The following is a 16,868-nucleotide window of genomic DNA, read 5'->3' as shown; positions in this document are numbered from 1 at the left end:
TGGCCCAGGCGGGCCGACGGCGAAGTCGACCCAGGAAGACCGGAAGAACCGCAGATGGATTACTGCTCCTCGTGTCATCGGCATCTCAACGGCGCCCTGGTGTGTCCCGGGTGCGGTGCCTACGCCCCGGACATCGCCCCGCACGCCACTGATGGCCGCAGCGGTTCGGCCCTGGCAATGAGGGGCGCCCCACCGGCCACAACGGCCGACCGGGCAAACACCGCCTCCGGCACCTGGCACGACAGACCCCTCGGCAACGACGCAGAGTTCGACCCTGACATCGACGCGGCCTCGTACGCCCCCTCCGCCGAGGCAGAGGAACTGCCGCCTGCCCGGCAGGGGCGGGCGGCACGCCGTCGCCAGCTGGCCCGTTGGAAGAAGAACAAGCGCCGGGCCGTGGTCGCGAGCGCCGTCGCGCTCGTCGGAGGCGGCCTGACCATCGCCACGATGGACCGGCACTCCACCGACCGGGCACAGGCGGCCACAGCGCCGGACGACCGGAGCATGGGCGCCGTGGAAGAGCAGACGCCTGAGCAGAATCGTCCGGCGTCCACACCAGCCACCGCTGAGCGCACGCACAGGTCGCCACACACCCCTTCCCGGCCGCAGCCGCAGGCGACCAACTCCCCGCGGCAGCAGTCCCTCGCGGCCCCGCCCCGTGCGACGACGCCGATCGCCCGGCCGGACGCCGCCGCGCCTCCCCGTCCGGCTGCGACGTCGACCCCGCAGCCGCAGAGCACCGCCCCGTCCGCCGGCGACACGGCACCCGACCGCTCCGATACGACGACGAAGCAGCCGTCGGAGCCCGCGACCACCGACAGCACGGACTCGGGCACGTCCCAGACCGGCCCCGCACTGGTATCGACGTCGCCGACGGAGGTCTGCGTGCTCGTGGTGTGCCTCGGCTGACCGTGCCGGCACTCGGCCGTTCCCGGATCGACGAACAGGAGGCGTGGGGCACATGACGAATGGCCGCCGGGGGCGGATCGCGCCACTCGTCGAAATCGTTTGGCCAGGGCACGCAGGACTCGCGCCTACGGTCGTATGTCCTGGCTCTTCACCGATGGCAACCGACCCGACCGCGGGCTCGGCTCCCGCCGTCGTACGGCGTGTGTGGCCGAAGCGGAACGGAGTTCGCGAGCCGTGTGTCAGCCCGTGAGCGACGGCCCAGCCGAGGGAAGGGAGAGGAGGCAGAGCCCGTGAGTCCCCGCTACGAAGTCCAAGTCCTGCTGCGCCGCATCGGCCGATGGTGGGCCATCGACGTCCCCCGCCTCGACCTGCACACCCAGAGCCGCACCCTGGAGGGTGCGGAGGACCTGGCGCGCGGCCTCGTCGCCGAAGCCGTCGGTGCCCCTCCGGACGCGGTCGTCCTGGACATGGTGGTGCCCGAACTCGCGCCCGTGCTCGGCTCGGTGGCGGAAGCACGGCGCTGCCGGGCGGCCGCGGTCGCCGCCGAGGACCAGGCGATCAGCGCCGCCGTTCACGAGCTCGTGGACAAGCTGCGCGTGAGCCAGGGTGACGCCGGGCGTCTGCTCGGCATGTCCCCGAGCGAGGTGGCCCGCTTCACGCCACCACGCGGCTCGGGGACCGCCGGCGCAGGGCAGGGCCAAGGGCAGCTCGCCCCTGTGCCCGCGCTGAGTCCGCCGCGACCGGAGCCCGCTTCTGCTCCCCGCTCGCGCCACGGCCCCGCCGGGCTGCCGCGGCCGGCGATTTCCCCGGCCCGTCCTGCCTGGGCGATCCCGGACGACGACGCCGAAGGCCGGGGCTGACAGAGCTTCGTGTCCAAGTGACTCAGCGGACATGCCCAGTTGTTGCTTGGTCGCGCACTGGCGGAAGTGACCCGCAAGGGGGTCCCGGGGCCACCCTCTTGCGGGCACACGGACACGGGCGTGCTTGCGTGTGATGGTTGTGTGGAGTGGCCACCGATTATTGGGGGGTCCGTGTGACGTGCCGTACGCTCCGGGGCGTTGCTCGGCCAGTGGGGGGACGGATCGTGGGAAAGGGTGGGCACGCTCAGCGCGTGTCGGCCGACGATCTGGCGCTGGGCACGGCGGTTGCCCAGGCCCAGGACGGTGACGAGGCCGCGTTCGCGGTGCTGTACCGATTGGTCCAGCCGGGCCTGCTCGGCTACCTGCGCGGGACCGTGGATGAGGGCGCCGAGGACGTCGCCGCCGCTGCCTGGCGGGAGATCGCCCGCGAGTTGCCACGGTTTCGTGGCGACGGGCACGGATTCCGTGGCTGGACGGCGAGCATCGCCCGGCGCCACGCGCGCGGCCACCTCCGACGTCGCGGCGCGTCGCCCCGCGCGGCAGGAAGCCCCTGGACGCGGCAGACCGGGGACCACATCGCCCACACCCTGCCCGGAGCCACGCTGTCCGCTGAGACGGCCCAGGCCCTGGTCGCACGGCTACCCTGCGCCCAGGCCGAGGCGGTCCTCCTCCGCCTTGTCGTGCGCTTGGACGAGCGCGCGGCTGCCCGCGTGATGGGCAGGCCCAGCGCCGTCGTACGGGTCCTGGCCCGCCGTGGTGTGAAGAACCTGGCCCGTCTGCTCGGCCCCGACGAAGTGACACATGATGGCGCGCGGACGCTGGGGGAACCGAGATGAACGCCCCTCGAAACGGAGACGAACGGTTGAGCGGCGAGGCCCACAAGCCCGAGGCCGCCCCACGCCTCGGCCACACGACCAAACATGACGACGCGTCCGGCCTGGACAGCACGGCCCAGCGGATCGGTGAGGCACTGCGGCGGCGGCCCCTGGACGACAGTGCGGAGCAGACCGCCGTCGCCGCGTTCCGAAGCGCACGCACGGCGAGCGACGGGGCCCTACGCACCCGGCGCCGGGACGACTGGCGCCCGAAGACCCGGAAGCAACGCTGGGCGCGCGGCGGCGCACTCACCCTCGCGACGAGCACGCTGCTGGGCGGCATCGCCTTCGCCTCCATCGGCGTGATGGACAGCGGCCGGCACCACACTCCCCAGGCCGGCACCAGCCACGAAATGCGTCGGCCGCCCGCACCCACGCCCGGCGGACAAGACTCTCCCTCCACCGGGTCCGGCACGGCACCCACCGCCTCTTCCTCACGTCCCAGCACAGCGAAGGACGTCGAGGCACACTGTCGCGCCTACGGGAAGGTCAAGGACCGTGGCCACGCCCTGAACGCCACGGCATGGCAGCGTCTCGTCCGCGCCGCTGGCGGCGAACAACAGGTCGCGGCCTACTGCGCCCAGTTGATGGGACCGGCGGACGAGGCCACCCCAACGCCGACGAAGCCGAGCAAGACAGAGAAGCCCGAGAAGCCCGGCGAGACCGGGAAGGGCCAGGGCAAGCCGAGCACCGAGGCCAAGCCCTCGAAGGGGTCCTCCAACCGGCCCTAGGCAGCGCCCGATCCGAGGTCGACCTGCCACACTGCAAGGGGCCCTCTTCCTGCCTGGCTGACCTGGCGGGAGTGTCTAATCAACGGCGGATCTGATGATCAAGGAGATGCGTCTGATGACGGAGACCGCCGTGGAGAGCGAGCAGGCCGAGCAGGTTCAGGCACCGTCGAGTGCGGTGTCGGACGAGCAGCTCGTTGCGATGCTGGTTGACCGGGCCCGGAACGAGGGGCTGCAGCTGACCGGCGAGGGCGGGCTGTTGCAGCAGCTGACCAAGCGGGTGCTGGAGTCCGCCCTGGAGGGCGAGATCACCGACCACGTCGGCTATGAGAAGCACGATCCGGCCGGGAAGAACAACGGCAACAGCCGCAACGGCACCCGGGCGAAGACCGTGCTGACCGACGTGGGTCCGGTCGAGGTGAAGGTGCCCCGGGACACCGCCGGCACCTTCGAGCCGCAGATCGTCAAGAAGCGGCAGCGCCGCCTGACCGGCGTCGACGAGATGGTGCTGTCGCTCTCGGCGAAGGGCCTCACCCACGGGGAGATCTCCGCGCACCTGGCCGAGGTCTACGGGGCGGAGGTGTCCAAGCAGACCATCTCCACCATCACCGACAAGGTGATGGACGGTATGGCCGAATGGCAGAACCGCCCCCTCGATCGCGGGCGGTTTCTAGCAGTGGTTGCGAATCAGCTGGTCACTGGCTGTCTGAGCCATCCTTTCATGGCCTCGGCTGGTGTCTTGTCACCGAGGATGAGGCGGGGCCGCTGGTTCAGCTGCCGGGCGACTTCTCGAAGGTCGCGGGCGGTGTGGACCGACAGGTCGCTGCCCTTGGGGAAGTACTGCCGCAGCAGGCCGTTCATGTTCTCGTTCGTCCCGCGCTGCCAGGGTGAGTGCGGGTCGCAGAAGTAGATCCGGAAGCCCGTGAAGGCCTCGATCTCCTCGTGCAGCGTCAGCTCGCGTCCTTGGTCCCACGTGAGGGTCTTCCGCATCTGGAGCGGGATGTGGGCGGTCTGCGTGACGATCGCGTTGCGGACCTGCGGGGCCTTCCAGCCGTCGGGCAGGTGGATCAGCTCGACGTAGCGGGTCGTGCGCTCGACCAGAGTGCCGATCGCCGATCCTTGGCCCCGCCCGATGATGAGGTCGCCTTCCCAATGCCCGGGAACCGCACGGTCGTTGACCTCCAGCGGTCTCTGATGGATCAGTGTCATGTTCTTGATCTTGTTGGGCGTCGGGACACCCCGCCGCTGCTTCTTTCGGCGGGTGCGACCCGTGCGGAGCTTGCCGGGCCGGCTGCCGAGCAGACCGGCGAACAGGGCCCGGTAGATCGTCTCCGGGCAGGCCCGCATCGCCGGATCGGCGGCATGGGTGCGGGCGAGGAGGCGTGAGATCTGCTGGGGTGACCATTTCTCGGCGAGCTTCTCGCGGACGAGGGTGCGCAGGGGCTCACTGCCGCGAATCTTCTCCTCCTTGGGGCGCTGTCTGCGCAGGAGGGCCTGGTTGTGGGCCCACCAGGGCTGGTAGGCGTCGCTGGGCCCGCTGCCTCGCTTGATCTCCCGGTAGACGGTCTGGAAGCTCTTGCCGATGGAGGCCGCTATGTCCTTCACGTGCTGCTTCGCCTGCAGGCCGTCGGCGATGGCGATGCGGTCTTCCTGGGTGAGGAAGCGCGGGGATATTGGGCCCGGGTCTGGAACGATCACGCCGCCAGCTTCCAGGAACCACTTGGAGCCGCAGCTGGTGGACACCCCGACCACGCGGGCGGCCGCGGCCCCCTTGTAGCCGTCTCTCAGCAGTTCGAAGTACCTCTTCTTCACCGAGCTCGGCATCTTGTTGGGGGCGTATTTCGGCATCCGAACGCTCACCTCCGGAAACGTTCGCAACCACCGATAGAACTCAAGCCGTCTGGCCTCGCACGATTGTCCAGACGTGTGTGGTTCACCTGCTGCGCAATTCGTTCCGTTACGCGGCCCGTCAGGACTGGGACAAGGTCGCCAAGGCCCTCAAGCCCGTCTACACCGCACCCAGCGAGGATGCGGCGACGGAGCGGTTCTTGGAGTTCCAGGAGTCCTGGGGGCAGAAGTATCCGGCGATCGTGAAGCTGTGGTCGGACGCCTGGGCCGAGTTCGTGCCCTTCCTCTCCTTCGACGTCGAGATACGCAAGGTCATCTGCAGCACGAACGCGATCGAGAGCGTCAACGCCCGCATCCGCAAAGCCGTCCGCGCCCGCGGACACTTCCCCAACGAGGCAGCCGCCCTCAAGTGCATCTACATGGCGCTGATGAGCCTCGACCCGACGGGCAAGGGCCGCAAGCGGTGGACCATGCGCTGGAAGGCCCCACTCAACGCCTTCCAGATCGCCTTCGAGGGCCGCCTGACCCCGAGCAACAACTGACCACTCAACAACCAAGATCAGCCGTTAAGTTGACACACCCCCCTACCGCTACAACGCCAAGCGGTGGGACGCCGGATCCGGCACGTACGACATGGGCTTCCGCGACTACAGCCCGGGACTGAACCGCTTCACGTCACGGGACATGTACACCGGGGCCCTCGCCGACATGAACCTTGGCACAGACTCGTTCACCGGAAACCGGTACGCGTTCGGCGGCGGCAACCCGGCCAGCTACGTCGAGTACGACGGCCACTTCGGCATCGCGATCGTCGCTGTCGCAGCCGTCTTCGTGGTGGCCGCGGCACTGATCACGGACGAGGTGTCCGCTGAGCAGTCGGGGCGCGAGAGCAGGCTGGACCGTATGGCGGACGGCCTGACGTCCACGGCTGAGGGCATCCCGGGACTCCATCGAGGAAGCCACGAAGGACGACCCGAAGCCGAAGCCCAGGCCGCTGCCGAGTCCCGCACCTTCTCCGATGAACCGGAGCCGCCAGGACTGCACTTCGGGCAACTGGTCTGGGCCCGCCATCCAGTACGACCCGCTGAAGGACGGCAAGGCGCAGCGTGCGCACGCGTGCCTGACCGATCCGCTAGAGACGGGCTCGAAGGCAGCCGCCCTGCCCATTTCCGGATATCAGGCTGTACGCGACCAAGGCTACAGCGTGTCGCGGTGCCACATCATTGCGCACAGTCTCGGCGGCGACGGCACGCGTGAGGACAACCTCTTCACTTGTGCGCAGAACCCGACGAATTCCCCTTCCTAGCAAGTCGGCTCCTTTCGGAAAGGATTGAGGTTCCGTGTACACCACCCCCGCCCCTGAAGTGGATATCGCAGAGATCATTCCTGAATTGTCCGCGTGGCGCAGGACTACTGTGCGCCTGCATCCTCGGCCGGGAGACCCCCGCGAGGTCGACAGTCACATCGGCGGTCCCATGCTCGATGTCGAGGGAAGTTCGCGCCCCGTCTGCGATGAGCACCCGATGGATCACGACGGTCGGCGAATGCCGCGCCCTATGGAATCCGTGGCACAGTTCTTCCGGCGTGATTTCCCCGAGATTCCATATCCGGCGGGATGTGATCTCCTGCAAGTTTACTGGTGTCCGAATGATCATTACATAGAATATGTTGACTCGGAGTACGGAGGGCCTGCTGTCTCGTTGAGATGGCTCGATTCCACCAAGGGGCGGGGAGTCACTGCAGACAACCCATTCGCCCGAGTCCAGCCATACGAAGAATCCTACGAGGTGCGTCCGTGCCGAATCTCGCCGGAGCGCGTCATCGAATTTCCATGGATGGAAGAGATTCCCGACGACATCGCGAGGCGTCTCGTCGCGGCGGATCAGGAACGAGGGTTGCGTTACCAGTACGCCCTGTCGGTCGCGTACGGCTGGAAGATTGGCGGGTGGCCGAGTTGGCATGCGACGGACAAGAGGAACCTTTTCTGTCCTGACTGTGAAGGAAGCGTCGAGTTGCTCCTGAAGGCGGACAGTAGTGAGTGGGACGGCGCCAGCGACCGGTGGTGGCCACTGGAGGACAGGGAATTGGACCCGCAGGCACTGAAGGTCGCCTATTCACCGACCGGCGCAGAGGTCGGGCGGCTCGGCGAGCTCCGCGTCTTCGTCTGTCGCAATGACGTCCGACACCGACCCGTCCTCGATATCCAGTGAACCCCGACGGAGAAGAGTGAACCGTTCCGGGTCGAATGGAGGCTCCTGAGGAGGAAGACGTGACTGAGGCGGACGAACTGGAGGAGCTGCGGCGGCTGATGCCGCCCATGGCTTCAAGCAACGCATCGGTCGACTGGGGTCGGATGCGCGAGGCGTGGGGTAAGGAGTTCCCCTCCGACTACCGGCAGTTCCTCGAGGTGTACGGGTATGGGGGGATCCAGAACTACCTGTCGGTCCTGCAACCCGAGCCAAAAGGAGCGGAGTCGACAACCTTCGACATGCGCAATGAAACCGAGGCGGCCGAGGACGCTTGGTCGTGGGTGCGGAAGTCGCCTGAGCTGGCGGAAGCCAGCCCTGAGCTGATCGCTTGGGGAGGGGATGCGAGCGCCGACCTCCTGTGTTGGGACGCCTCGGACGAGGACCCGGGCATGTGGCCGGTCCTGGTGTACAAAAGGGGCGACGGCCTGTGGCGTCGTTACGACTGCGGGATGGTGCAGTTCCTCGTGCGCGTGTTGCGGGGAGACTTCGACGAGTGCCCCCTCGACGATCTCTCCCTCTGGGGACGGGAGGCAGCGACCTTCCTGAACCGGCGCGAGGAACAACGCATGTGGAAAGAGGGCCTGGACCCGTGGACAGGCGAGCCTGACCCCTTCCGTGGAATGTTCGGCGACTGACCGACACAGGGCTCTTGCTCACCATGCGGGCACCTCGGTGACCGCAGGGTGAGCCGGGATCGTGACAGGGCGAGGTCCTTGGCCGCCGTGCCGTGTTCTCCACACGGTGCGCGTCGGCTCAGGGGTCTCGCCCGTCGCTCGTTCTCTCACTGCCGCCAAGGATTCCGGCGCTCGGAAGCCCGGCAAGCATGCCGAAAGGAACGCGTCACCATCGATGCGGCGCCGCAGCCGGATGGTGTCCCGCTCCGGGGAGCTACTCCCTGGAGGCCAAGTTCACCGACTACAACACGTACGTGAACAAGGCGCAGGTTCAGTTCACCCTCACCAATCCCATGACGACGGAATCCGCGACCCGGGATCCGTCCGCGGAGGGATACGCATCGGGCAAACAGTCCGGCGGAATGGCCTCGATGTTCGGCATGTTCAAGAGCTTTTTCCCGAACGGCCAGCAGCCCACCCAGATCACCGTGACCTGGTCCACCTGGATCAACATGGATGATCCGCTGAGCTAATCTCGGCGCAGGCCGCCCCGTTCACACGATGTGGAGTTGATTGTGCGGAACGTCAGGGTCGCCCGAATCGCCGCCATGGCCTTGTTGACCGCCATGACATTTGGGACTACGGCGTGTATTGCCCCCGATGACAGGTATGAACCGGAACCCACCCCGGAACCGGTGAAATCCGGCGAGCTGACGGGAGGCTGGAAGGGCTGGCGGGGGAGTGCGCTGGAGCTGGACTCCGGCGGACGGGCGACTGTGACAAAGCTCGACGGGCAGTCCTGGGACTTCGACGACGGCTGGCGGATGACCGGAAAAGGGGCCTGGCTCCTCGAGCGGAACGTCCTCGTCGTCTCCGTCAAAGCGAACGACGTCGTGGAAAGGCACAGATCCACCGACGACCCCGGCGTGCCCCTGCCGAGCCCGAATCCGGAGGAATTCCCCAAGGAATACCGCTGGCAGTTCAAGGCGCGGCACGGCGAGAAGGGCCGCCTGGAGATCTACTTCTTCACCGGCGACCCGGACACCCGGGATGCGTACGTCATGTGGCAGGCGGGCTGATCGCGGTCTCGAACCACGCCGTCTTGCCATTCCCGGGCGTCGGACTCACGCCCCACTTGTCCGTCACCGCGCCCACGAGGTGCAGTCCCCGCCCGGACTCCGCGTCCGGCGGGAACTGCTGGAACAGCACGGGGTGTTGAGGGCTGCCGTCCGTGACCTCCACCCGCACCCCCTCCGGCTGACGCAGGATCAACAGCGGGAAGAAGGCATACAGTCCCTACCGGTTCAACGCCATGCGCGGGGATGCCCAGTCCGGCACCTACGACACGGGCTTCCGCGACTACGACGCGGAAGAACAGCTGGCAACTGGCCGAGCATGCCAGTCACCGCACTCCTGCGGGGCTGCAGCACCTACTGAGACCTCATTTCAATTGCTGAGTCTGCCCTGGCAGGCGAGTGTTTCTGCCCTGTATCCCGAAGGCGCCGCCAACCGGGCTGCGGATGTCGTTGGCGGCGGGGTTCGGTCAGTCGCTTTCCCGGTAGTTCATGAACCAGTGGGTGTCGAAATAGCGGGCCATCGTGAACGGGTGGTGCGGGTCGATGAGGATGCGGCAGACGAACTCCGCTGCCTGGCAGTCGAAGGGGACGTCCTCGCCGTCGAAGGACCGGACCACGACGGGCCAGCGGTTGGGGTCGTCGCCGTCGGCCCTCCAGCAGTACCGGTCTTTGTGCTCCGTGCCCGCCCAGATGAGCAGACCGTCCTTCCTGCGATCCGTCCACGGCTCCTGGTTCAGGCCCAGATATCCGTCGAAGGCGCCCTCGCCGAACGTCTCGACCATGCGCTTGTAGTCGCTCGGCAGCGCGGTGCCCAGGCGCGACTCCACCTCCGGCCAGTCCACGTCCGGCCGTCGGGCGGGCTGTGTCCAGCCGGTGATCCGTCTGAGCCGCTCCATCCAGTCGACGTCCTCGTCCTCGTCCGGAGCGGCCGCCAAGGGTTCTGGCACCTCCCTGTGAGCGACCACCAGCACCGGCCGCTCGGCCCCCTCGGCATCCCGTGCCGTACCCGTGCCGACCCACTGATCCCCGTACGCCCACGTCCGTATCGTCACGGCCCGTTCCTCGAAGGGCACGAGGAGAGCCGCGCCCCTGGACTCGTCGACCGTCGGATCGGTGAAGCCGTCGAGGACGAGGGTGCGCGGGGCGCCGTACCTGCTGTCGAGCAGGTCGGTCAGGTCCTGCGGGTCCAGGTCGCAGGGCAGGTACATGTAGCCGTCACCCGGGCCGAGCTGGGCCAGCAGGTCGTTGACGGTCGCTTGCGTGAGCTCCATGGCGGACAGTGAAGCGCACCGCACTGACAATGGACGTGCTCACAGACGTATCTGACGTCAATTCGGGAGGTGTTGGACCCCGTTTCATTCAGCGAGTCTGCGGTGACATATGAGGGTCGCCGCGATGGCGGTGAACGCGATGAAATGTTCGGGTTTGCGCTCGTAGCGGCAGTGGAGACGCCGACAGCCGGACTACGTCCAGAACTCGTGTGCCGTGCAACTCCCCTACGGAACACCCGTCAAGGTCGAGGTGTGGCGCACCTGCACTCTCTCCACCAGAACCGGCGACCACCTCGACATGGCTTCGACCCCGACGGTGCCGTCGCCCCCACCGACCGGTGCCTTCCCGGCTCGGCGGCGGAGGCGGGCTGGCGCCCGGCCGCCTCCACGCTGCTGCTGGCAGCGGTCTGCTGCGTCGCGGTCGCGCCGTCGCAGCCCTGAAGCGTGAGTTAGCGAGGACCCCTCTTCGCGGACGCACGAGAAGCCGAAAGGTTGTACGAGGACTGTGATCTGGCTGTGTGTACATGAACACGTCCGTTACCCGTGATGATCCTGAGCTGCCGTCCGCTTGGTGAGCCGGGGATTCCGGCCCGGATCCCCTGCCGATCAAGTGGAGGGGTGAATTCCCATGAGCAGCGTGGACAATCGAGTTCCGCGCGCGAGCGAGATGCGGTCGTGCGCGGCGGCGTTCGTCGCCCGCGTCACGGCCCGCAACCGGCTGCCGCTGGACTACTCGGTGGCCAGCCTGCGGGTCGTCGACTTCCTGATCGACGGACTGCGCAAGGGTAGCGCCGACCGGGAGCGGGTGCTCGTTCCGCTCCTCGGACTGGGTGCCTACGTCGGTGAAGTGCTCGTGCGCCGCGCGGGGGCGGCGTGGGTGGACTTCGACGCCGGCCAGCGCGCCTACTTCGGCCAGCCGGTCGGGGTACGGATGCCGGACGAGCGGGTGTGGAACCCGCTCGGCAAGGTCCACAACCGCTTCCACCTCGGCGACCCCAGCGAGTCGCTGCAGACCTTCTATCTGAAGCTGCACGGGCGGGCCCGACAGGCGGCGGCATGACGAGGCACGGCGCTGCGGTGGCCGTGCTCCTCGCCGCCGCGTTGACCGGCTGTTCGGATCCGGCGGACGAGGGAAAGCCCGTCGGCTCCGAACAGCCCGCCGCGCAGAAGGAGCAGGCCGCCCCCGCCGAGCCCCGGCCCCGGACCGCCGCCGAGTTCCTCGCCCGCGCCGAGGAGGCGATGGCCGCAGAGCCAGGCTGGACGTTCGAGGTGAAGGGCCGCGAGGGCTTGTTCCTCCAGGGCCGGGAGAACGCCGCGACCTACACGGCCACCGTGCACCGGACCACCGGCGAGCAATGGGCACTGCACTCCACCGGCACCAGCCGCACCAGCAAGGGCGTGACCAAGCCCGAGGAGATCTACGTGGTCGACGGGACGGCCCACGCCAAGGAAGGCACTGCCGCCTGGCAGCACGGCCCGCTGACCGATCCGGAGTTCGCCGACAAGGTGGAGGACCCGATCGCGGCGCTCGACGCGTTCCGGGACTACGGCGACGCGGTCTCCCTCGCCCAGAGGTCGGACGGCCGGGTCGAACTGCGCGTCCGTACGGCGTCCACCGCGCTGAGCGCAGTACGGGGCCAGGACGTCGTACAGAAGGCCCTGCGCGAGCTGGAGCCGACCCTGAAGCAGCTGCGCGCGGCTGGGGTCACCGCCCCGGAGAGCGAGATCACCGTGGAGCGCGTCGAGGAGTCGGTCGTCCTCGACGCCTCGACGTACCAGGTCACCGCACATACGTTCCGGTGCACCTTCCTCGTCCCGTACGGCGGACAGGACATCCGCTACGACCAGGAAGTCGCCGAGCGGACCGCGGGGACCTACAACGAGGGCGTCGCGCTTCCGGCGGGGGTGGGATGACGAGCGCCCTGTGACACTTCTGTGAGGCCGGGCTGCGTCGTCGACCGTGGAGGAGCGTGGGCAGGGGGCGTACCGCGAGGTGCGGATTCGCTGCGAACTGGTACGGACGAGGACAGTTCCTGGGCTGAGGGGGGAACCCCGCCGCGCAGGAGCGCAGCAGCCGAGGCACGTGGTGTGCGCTATTGCGATAACTCGGGCTTTTAAACCCTGGTCAAGAGCGCCGCCCGGGGATAGGCACAGAACAAGGGGCACACCCATGTGTGCCCGGTCGTGTTCGGCCCCCTCGGGAACTTTGTAGCACGCGATCCGGGTCGGCGACCTCGCCAGGTCGCCTTTCCCAGCCCGACCTCCGCTTCCCCGAGATGCGACTCGCCGTGCCGGTTGAGGAACTTCGCACGCGTACCAAAACCCTGACCGGCGACCTGGACACGCTGCCATTACCTGGTGAGCGGCGAAGCAGGGGCTGTCGGGCGAGGATGACGTCGTTGGCCCGCCCTCGCACGACCAGTTGCCCGCTTCGGACTAGAAGACTGGCCCAAAGAGTGACGACCCACCAAACCGTGTGCGTTTCTGTGTGGTGTCGGACACATTTAGGCAGGTCGGGCGTAGTTTCGGGGCAGGAGACGATGCTGGCGTCCAAATCGGTGCCAGGGTTGGAAATGCGTCGTTGGTATGACCACCGAACGCCTTGCCAAGTGGCCTTGACCTGCGGAAATGTGCCAACAGGAGGTGATGCCCGCGTTGTTCCGGGCGCTGTGCGACCAGAAAAGAGCAACGGTCAAAAGACCGTGTGCGTTTTGACGTGAACGCACAAACTCCCGACCTGCATTTCTGCAGGTCAGAGGCCTTTCCCGGAGTGCCCCAGGCAGGATTCGAACCTGCGTACACGGCTCCGGAGTATGTTGCGCTGCTCAACGCGCAGGACGTGAAAAAGAACGATCTCCTGAATCCCTGTGCTACTGCTGCCCACGCAAAAACGCTCGGCTGGGAAACCCCCAGCCGAGCGCCTGCATAAACTGCTCGCGGCCTGACCAACACGACCACGTGTTGCAACGACCCCTGGAAAGCGCCGACCGGTTCGGGTCTCCGTACGTGCCGCGCTTACTGCGGGGGCATCAGCCCCGTGCCTGGAACGTCACCTCACTCACGCCCCAGAGGAACTCGCCGCCCAGCGGGTTCTCTGGCCATTCGGCACGGAAGTTCCGGACGAGAAACTCCACCATCCCGCAGTCGTAGCGGCTCCACAGCGAGTCGTTGCGCTGATAGACCACGACCGGCCACTTGGCGGGATCGTCGTCCGACGCGTCCCAGCACAACATGTCCGCGGTGGCGTCGACCCCCCAGGTGATCAGCACCGGAGAAGTGCCCTCCAGCTCGGGTGTCTTCTTCTCCGTCCCCCAGTCGGCCTCGGCGTTCGCCGTCTCGATCACCATGCCGTCCCGCGGTGCCTGTTCCAGCGGCACCTTGGGCTCCGGCCTGCCGATCGACAGGTAGTTCTGCACCGCGCCGGCGCCGTAGACCTCCATGAAGCGCCGGTAGTCGAGCGGGAACGGCTTGCCCCACGACGCGGTGAGGGCGGCCCAGTCGACCGTCGTGCCCCCGTCCGTCGGCGGCGGCATGAGCCGTCGCAGGGCGTCCAGGCCGGTCGGCTCACTCATCGGTACCTCGCTCCGTGTCCGTTCGATCCTCATCGGTCCGCGTCACGGGGTGCTCCCCGTGGGTGCGGGCGCACCGCCGCTGTCCATCTGTGTGCCGAGATTGTCTCCCGTGCTCAGTTCGTTCGGTATGAACACCTCGAAGTCGATCCCGATCGAGCCGTCGGGATTGACGCCGTACGCCGACATGTCGTACCCGGTCGGAACGGTCCTGCTGCCGTCGTAGCGGGGCGACACGGTGTACATGACGTCCTGGCCGGCCATCACGGCCGTGTAGACCATGCTCTCGTACGTCCTCATGTGCTTCTCGCCCTGGGTGGAGCCGATCTGCTTGGCGTTGGCGCCGCAGGCGCACGGGGAGAGGTTCGCCAGGACGCCCTTGCCCGTCAGCTTGTTGCCGATGAGGTGACAGGCGTTGACGTTCCTCTGCTTGTCCAGCCCCTTGCCGTCGGCGAAGTCCTGCGCCCACTGGTACCCCGGCGGGTTCGAACCCACGGCGATTCCCTTGTTCTTCTGCAGGTAGTCCTTCGTCAGGCAGGCCTCCCCGGCCGTCGCGCGGTTGCCGTTGCCCGCGTCCCGATCGCCGTACTTGATCCAGCCGTCGCCGCAACCGGACCGGTTGTCGTCGCTGTCGGGCTCCGGCTGGGGCCGCGGGGCGGGTGCGGGCTGGTCGTCGGTGTTGTCCCGCGCCCGGGAACCTTCGTCGATCCGTGCCCGGACCTCGTCGACGACGTACGAGACGGCGGCGGCGACGGCGATGATGGCGACCGTGACCACGACCGCGGCGACGAAGACCGCGGCGACCGCGGGGATGGCGAGGACGAACCAGTGACCGTCGATCTCGACGTTGCTGATCGGGTTGCCGCCGGTGAAGGCGTAGCGGTTGCCGGTGAAGGGGTCACTGCCCAGACCCATGTCGGCCAGGGCCCCGTTGTACATGTCCCGGCTGGTGAAGCGGTTCAGCCCCGGGTCGTAGTCGCGGAAGCCCATGTCGTACGTGCCGGATCCGGCGTCCCACCGCTTGGCGTTGTAGCGGTAGGAGTTGTACTCCTCCTTGGTCGGATCGGCGGCGTCCGGCTTGTCGATGCCGGTGAACTCCGACGAGTCGTCGTTGCCGTAGGCCGTGTAGCCGTAGGTGGCCTTCGTGTTGCCGCTGCCGTCGGTCAGGGTCTCGACGTCCGTGTGGCTGTTGTAGCCGTAGTACGCGTCCTCGGTCGTCCCGTTCTCGTTGTGCTTGACCTGCGACAGTCGCTGGCCCCACGGGCTGTACTGGTAGGACTTGGTGAGCTTGTCGGCCACCTCCTCGGTCAGCACCTCCTGGGAGAGGCCGAGGTAGCGGTAGTCGGTGGTCTTGCCGTCGGCGGTCTTTGACGAGGTGCGGTCGAGCGGGTCGAAGGTGTACTTCGTCGACTTCATCGCGCCGCCCGCGTCCCGCTGCTGGGACTCGACGACGTGGTCGAAGCCGTCGTAGATGCTGCGCGAGACGACCTGCCCGTCCTGGGACGTCGACTCCTGACGGCCCAGCGGGTCGTAGTTGAAGGAGGTGACGGACCCGGCGGTGGTCGACGTCTGCAGCCGGTTGCGGTCGTAACGGAAGTCTGTGGCGGGGCCGTCGACGGACTGCTGGACGACGTTGGCGTTGTCGTCGTGGACGTACGTCTCCGTGGCGGCGCCGTTGCCGGTCTTCACCGACTTGGCGATCCGGTCGACCGGGTCGTAGGTGTACTCGGTGGTGGACTCCAGGTACGCCGAGTGGTTGTCGGCGTTCACCTTCTTCGCCGCGTCCTTCGCCTTGTTGCCGTTGGCGTCGTAGGCGTAGGTGTGCGAGGCGACCAGCGTGCCGCCGGCCTTCTTCTCCGCGCTGGTCTTTACCGTGCCGTCGAGGAAGTAGGTGTGGTCGACGGTGTTGCCGTTGTCCTTGGTCTCCTGCAGCACCTCACCGCGGTCGGTGTAGGCGTAGGAGGTGACCTTGGGGTCGGTGTCCGTGGGCGACGTGCCCACCGAGACCGACTTGACCTTCTCCCTCAGGTCGTAGGTGTACTTCGAGTACTGGTCGGGGTGGGTGATCGTCTCGGGCTGGTCGTTGGGGTCGTAGGTGTAGGCCGTGCTCGTCTTCTCCTGGCCGGCCAGGGTCTCGGTGATCTGGGACACCCGGTTCAGGCCGCTGTAGGAGATCGTGTACTTGTCGACCTCGGCGCCGGACGACAGGTCGTCGATCAGCGAGAGGTTGTCGTTGAGGTCGTAGGCGTAGCGGAAGTGGTGCTTCTCCGCGTCGATGTCGCCGGTCAGGTCGCGCACCAGCTTGACCCCGTCGGCCACGACCTTGCCGTCGGCGGCCTGGAACAGCTCCAGCTTCGCCGCGTTGCCCTGGGTGAAGTCGTACGTGCCGAGGCTGACCCAGGCGCCCGCCGCGGTGGACTGGTCGACCGTCTTGTCGGTGCTTCCACCGGTGTGGGTGACCTTGTACCTGGCTGTCTTGCTGGCACCCGCGACCTGCGGGAACTTCACGTAGGCGGTGTACTTGCCGTTCTTGGGGATGTTCAGCGTCCAGGAGTACGCGTCCGTCCCGCTGCCGGCCGCGTGCACGCGGTGGTCGAAGCCTTGCTGACCGGTGAGGCTCTCCGTGGTCCAGGTGCCAGTGGAGCCGGTGTGCTGGATGTCGGAGTTGTCGACGAGGGGCACCGCGGTGCCGACCGGCACGCCGTCGTCGCTCTTCTCCTTCAGCTTGCCGTTCGGGTAGTAGCTCCAGCCCATGGTGCGGCTGACGGAGTCACCGGCGGAGCGGGTCCGCGCGGCGAGCCGACAGGGCTGGCTCTGAGCAGGGTTGTCCCAGTGACACACGGATGTGCCGCATCAAGCGTGCTCGGCC

At 67.5% G+C, this 16,868-nt stretch carries 16 protein-coding genes and 4 pseudogenes; 14 read left to right on the top strand and 6 right to left on the bottom strand.

All coding sequences use genetic code 11. The features are described 5' to 3' along the window. The first annotated feature begins 54 nt into the window (after positions 1-54). From ACYVO6_RS40490 to ACYVO6_RS40470, 5 genes are all read left to right on the top strand, one after another. The gene (locus ACYVO6_RS40490) at positions 55-909 is read left to right on the top strand and encodes an SCO2400 family protein (RefSeq protein WP_461070393.1); all 855 of its coding nucleotides are present in this window, start codon (positions 55-57) and stop codon (positions 907-909) included. 290 nt (positions 910-1,199) lie between these two features. After that, positions 1,200-1,769, top strand: coding sequence for a hypothetical protein (locus ACYVO6_RS40485; RefSeq protein ID WP_461070391.1), 570 nt, complete (start codon positions 1,200-1,202; stop codon positions 1,767-1,769). 251 nt (positions 1,770-2,020) lie between these two features. Beyond that, positions 2,021-2,605 (top strand): RNA polymerase sigma factor, encoded by a 585-nt coding sequence (locus tag ACYVO6_RS40480; protein WP_461070389.1) that lies wholly within the window; start codon positions 2,021-2,023, stop codon positions 2,603-2,605. Next, a complete protein-coding gene (locus tag ACYVO6_RS40475) occupies positions 2,602-3,375 on the top strand; it encodes a hypothetical protein (RefSeq protein WP_461070387.1) in 774 nt (257 codons plus the stop codon). Before ACYVO6_RS40480 ends, ACYVO6_RS40475 begins: the two co-directional genes overlap by 4 nt. Before the next feature lie 199 nt (positions 3,376-3,574). Continuing rightward, positions 3,575-4,282 carry a transposase gene (locus tag ACYVO6_RS40470; protein WP_461070496.1) on the top strand — a complete coding sequence of 236 codons (708 nt, stop codon included), beginning with the start codon at positions 3,575-3,577 and terminating at the stop codon, positions 4,280-4,282. On the opposite strand, the pseudogene ACYVO6_RS40465 reads toward ACYVO6_RS40470, so the two are convergent. Further along, positions 4,189-5,196: pseudogene (locus tag ACYVO6_RS40465) on the bottom strand (IS30 family transposase); the annotation flags it as partial. The gene ACYVO6_RS40470 and the pseudogene ACYVO6_RS40465 sit on opposite strands and share 94 nt — an antisense overlap. Positions 5,197-5,255: 59 nt before the next feature. Here ACYVO6_RS40465 and ACYVO6_RS40460 point away from each other — a divergent pair. The 6 genes and pseudogenes from ACYVO6_RS40460 to ACYVO6_RS40435 form a co-directional block, all read left to right on the top strand. Continuing rightward, positions 5,256-5,762: pseudogene (locus tag ACYVO6_RS40460) on the top strand (transposase); the annotation flags it as partial. A 40-nt stretch (positions 5,763-5,802) separates the two neighbouring features. Then, positions 5,803-6,022 (top strand): annotated as a pseudogene (locus ACYVO6_RS40455) (RHS repeat-associated core domain-containing protein); the annotation flags it as partial. A 538-nt stretch (positions 6,023-6,560) separates the two neighbouring features. Next, positions 6,561-7,430 carry a YwqG family protein gene (locus tag ACYVO6_RS40450; protein ID WP_461070385.1) on the top strand — a complete coding sequence of 290 codons (870 nt, stop codon included), beginning with the start codon at positions 6,561-6,563 and terminating at the stop codon, positions 7,428-7,430. A gap of 59 nt (positions 7,431-7,489) precedes the next feature. Continuing rightward, positions 7,490-8,104 carry an SMI1/KNR4 family protein gene (locus ACYVO6_RS40445; protein WP_461070383.1) on the top strand — a complete coding sequence of 205 codons (615 nt, stop codon included), beginning with the start codon at positions 7,490-7,492 and terminating at the stop codon, positions 8,102-8,104. Between the two features lie 293 nt (positions 8,105-8,397). Continuing rightward, the gene (locus tag ACYVO6_RS40440) at positions 8,398-8,616 is read left to right on the top strand and encodes a hypothetical protein (protein WP_461070381.1); all 219 of its coding nucleotides are present in this window, start codon (positions 8,398-8,400) and stop codon (positions 8,614-8,616) included. Positions 8,617-8,778: 162 nt separating this feature from the next. Next, the gene (locus ACYVO6_RS40435) at positions 8,779-9,162 is read left to right on the top strand and encodes a hypothetical protein (RefSeq protein ID WP_461070379.1); all 384 of its coding nucleotides are present in this window, start codon (positions 8,779-8,781) and stop codon (positions 9,160-9,162) included. Here ACYVO6_RS40435 and ACYVO6_RS40430 read toward each other — a convergent pair. The 3 genes and pseudogenes from ACYVO6_RS40430 to ACYVO6_RS40420 form a co-directional block, all read right to left on the bottom strand. Then, a complete protein-coding gene (locus ACYVO6_RS40430) occupies positions 9,143-9,355 on the bottom strand; it encodes an ATP-binding protein (protein WP_461070377.1) in 213 nt (70 codons plus the stop codon). The genes ACYVO6_RS40435 and ACYVO6_RS40430 overlap by 20 nt on opposite strands. 271 nt (positions 9,356-9,626) lie before the next feature. Next, the gene (locus ACYVO6_RS40425; protein ID WP_461070375.1) at positions 9,627-10,430 is read right to left on the bottom strand and encodes a hypothetical protein; all 804 of its coding nucleotides are present in this window, start codon (positions 10,428-10,430) and stop codon (positions 9,627-9,629) included. An 84-nt stretch (positions 10,431-10,514) separates the two neighbouring features. After that, a pseudogene (locus ACYVO6_RS40420) lies at positions 10,515-10,622 on the bottom strand (IS5/IS1182 family transposase); the annotation flags it as partial. Positions 10,623-10,682: 60 nt separating this feature from the next. Between ACYVO6_RS40420 and ACYVO6_RS40415 the strand changes: the two are divergent. From ACYVO6_RS40415 to ACYVO6_RS40405, 3 genes are all read left to right on the top strand, one after another. After that, on the top strand, positions 10,683-10,871 hold the full coding sequence (locus ACYVO6_RS40415) for a hypothetical protein (RefSeq protein ID WP_461070373.1): 189 nt from the start codon (positions 10,683-10,685) through the stop codon (positions 10,869-10,871). A 187-nt stretch (positions 10,872-11,058) separates the two neighbouring features. Continuing rightward, on the top strand, positions 11,059-11,490 hold the full coding sequence (locus ACYVO6_RS40410) for a hypothetical protein (protein ID WP_461070371.1): 432 nt from the start codon (positions 11,059-11,061) through the stop codon (positions 11,488-11,490). Continuing rightward, positions 11,487-12,344 carry a hypothetical protein gene (locus tag ACYVO6_RS40405; protein WP_461070369.1) on the top strand — a complete coding sequence of 286 codons (858 nt, stop codon included), beginning with the start codon at positions 11,487-11,489 and terminating at the stop codon, positions 12,342-12,344. Before ACYVO6_RS40410 ends, ACYVO6_RS40405 begins: the two co-directional genes overlap by 4 nt. 1,115 nt (positions 12,345-13,459) lie before the next feature. Here ACYVO6_RS40405 and ACYVO6_RS40400 read toward each other — a convergent pair. After that, entirely contained in the window at positions 13,460-14,002 is a 543-nt protein-coding gene (locus ACYVO6_RS40400; protein ID WP_461070367.1) for an SMI1/KNR4 family protein, read from the bottom strand. A gap of 42 nt (positions 14,003-14,044) precedes the next feature. Beyond that, entirely contained in the window at positions 14,045-16,840 is a 2,796-nt protein-coding gene (locus ACYVO6_RS40395) for a golvesin C-terminal-like domain-containing protein (protein WP_461070365.1), read from the bottom strand. Positions 16,841-16,868: the final 28 nt, after the last annotated feature.

This window comes from Streptomyces pseudoechinosporeus (genome assembly GCF_054783935.1).
This window is presented reverse-complemented; position numbering and strand designations above follow the sequence as displayed.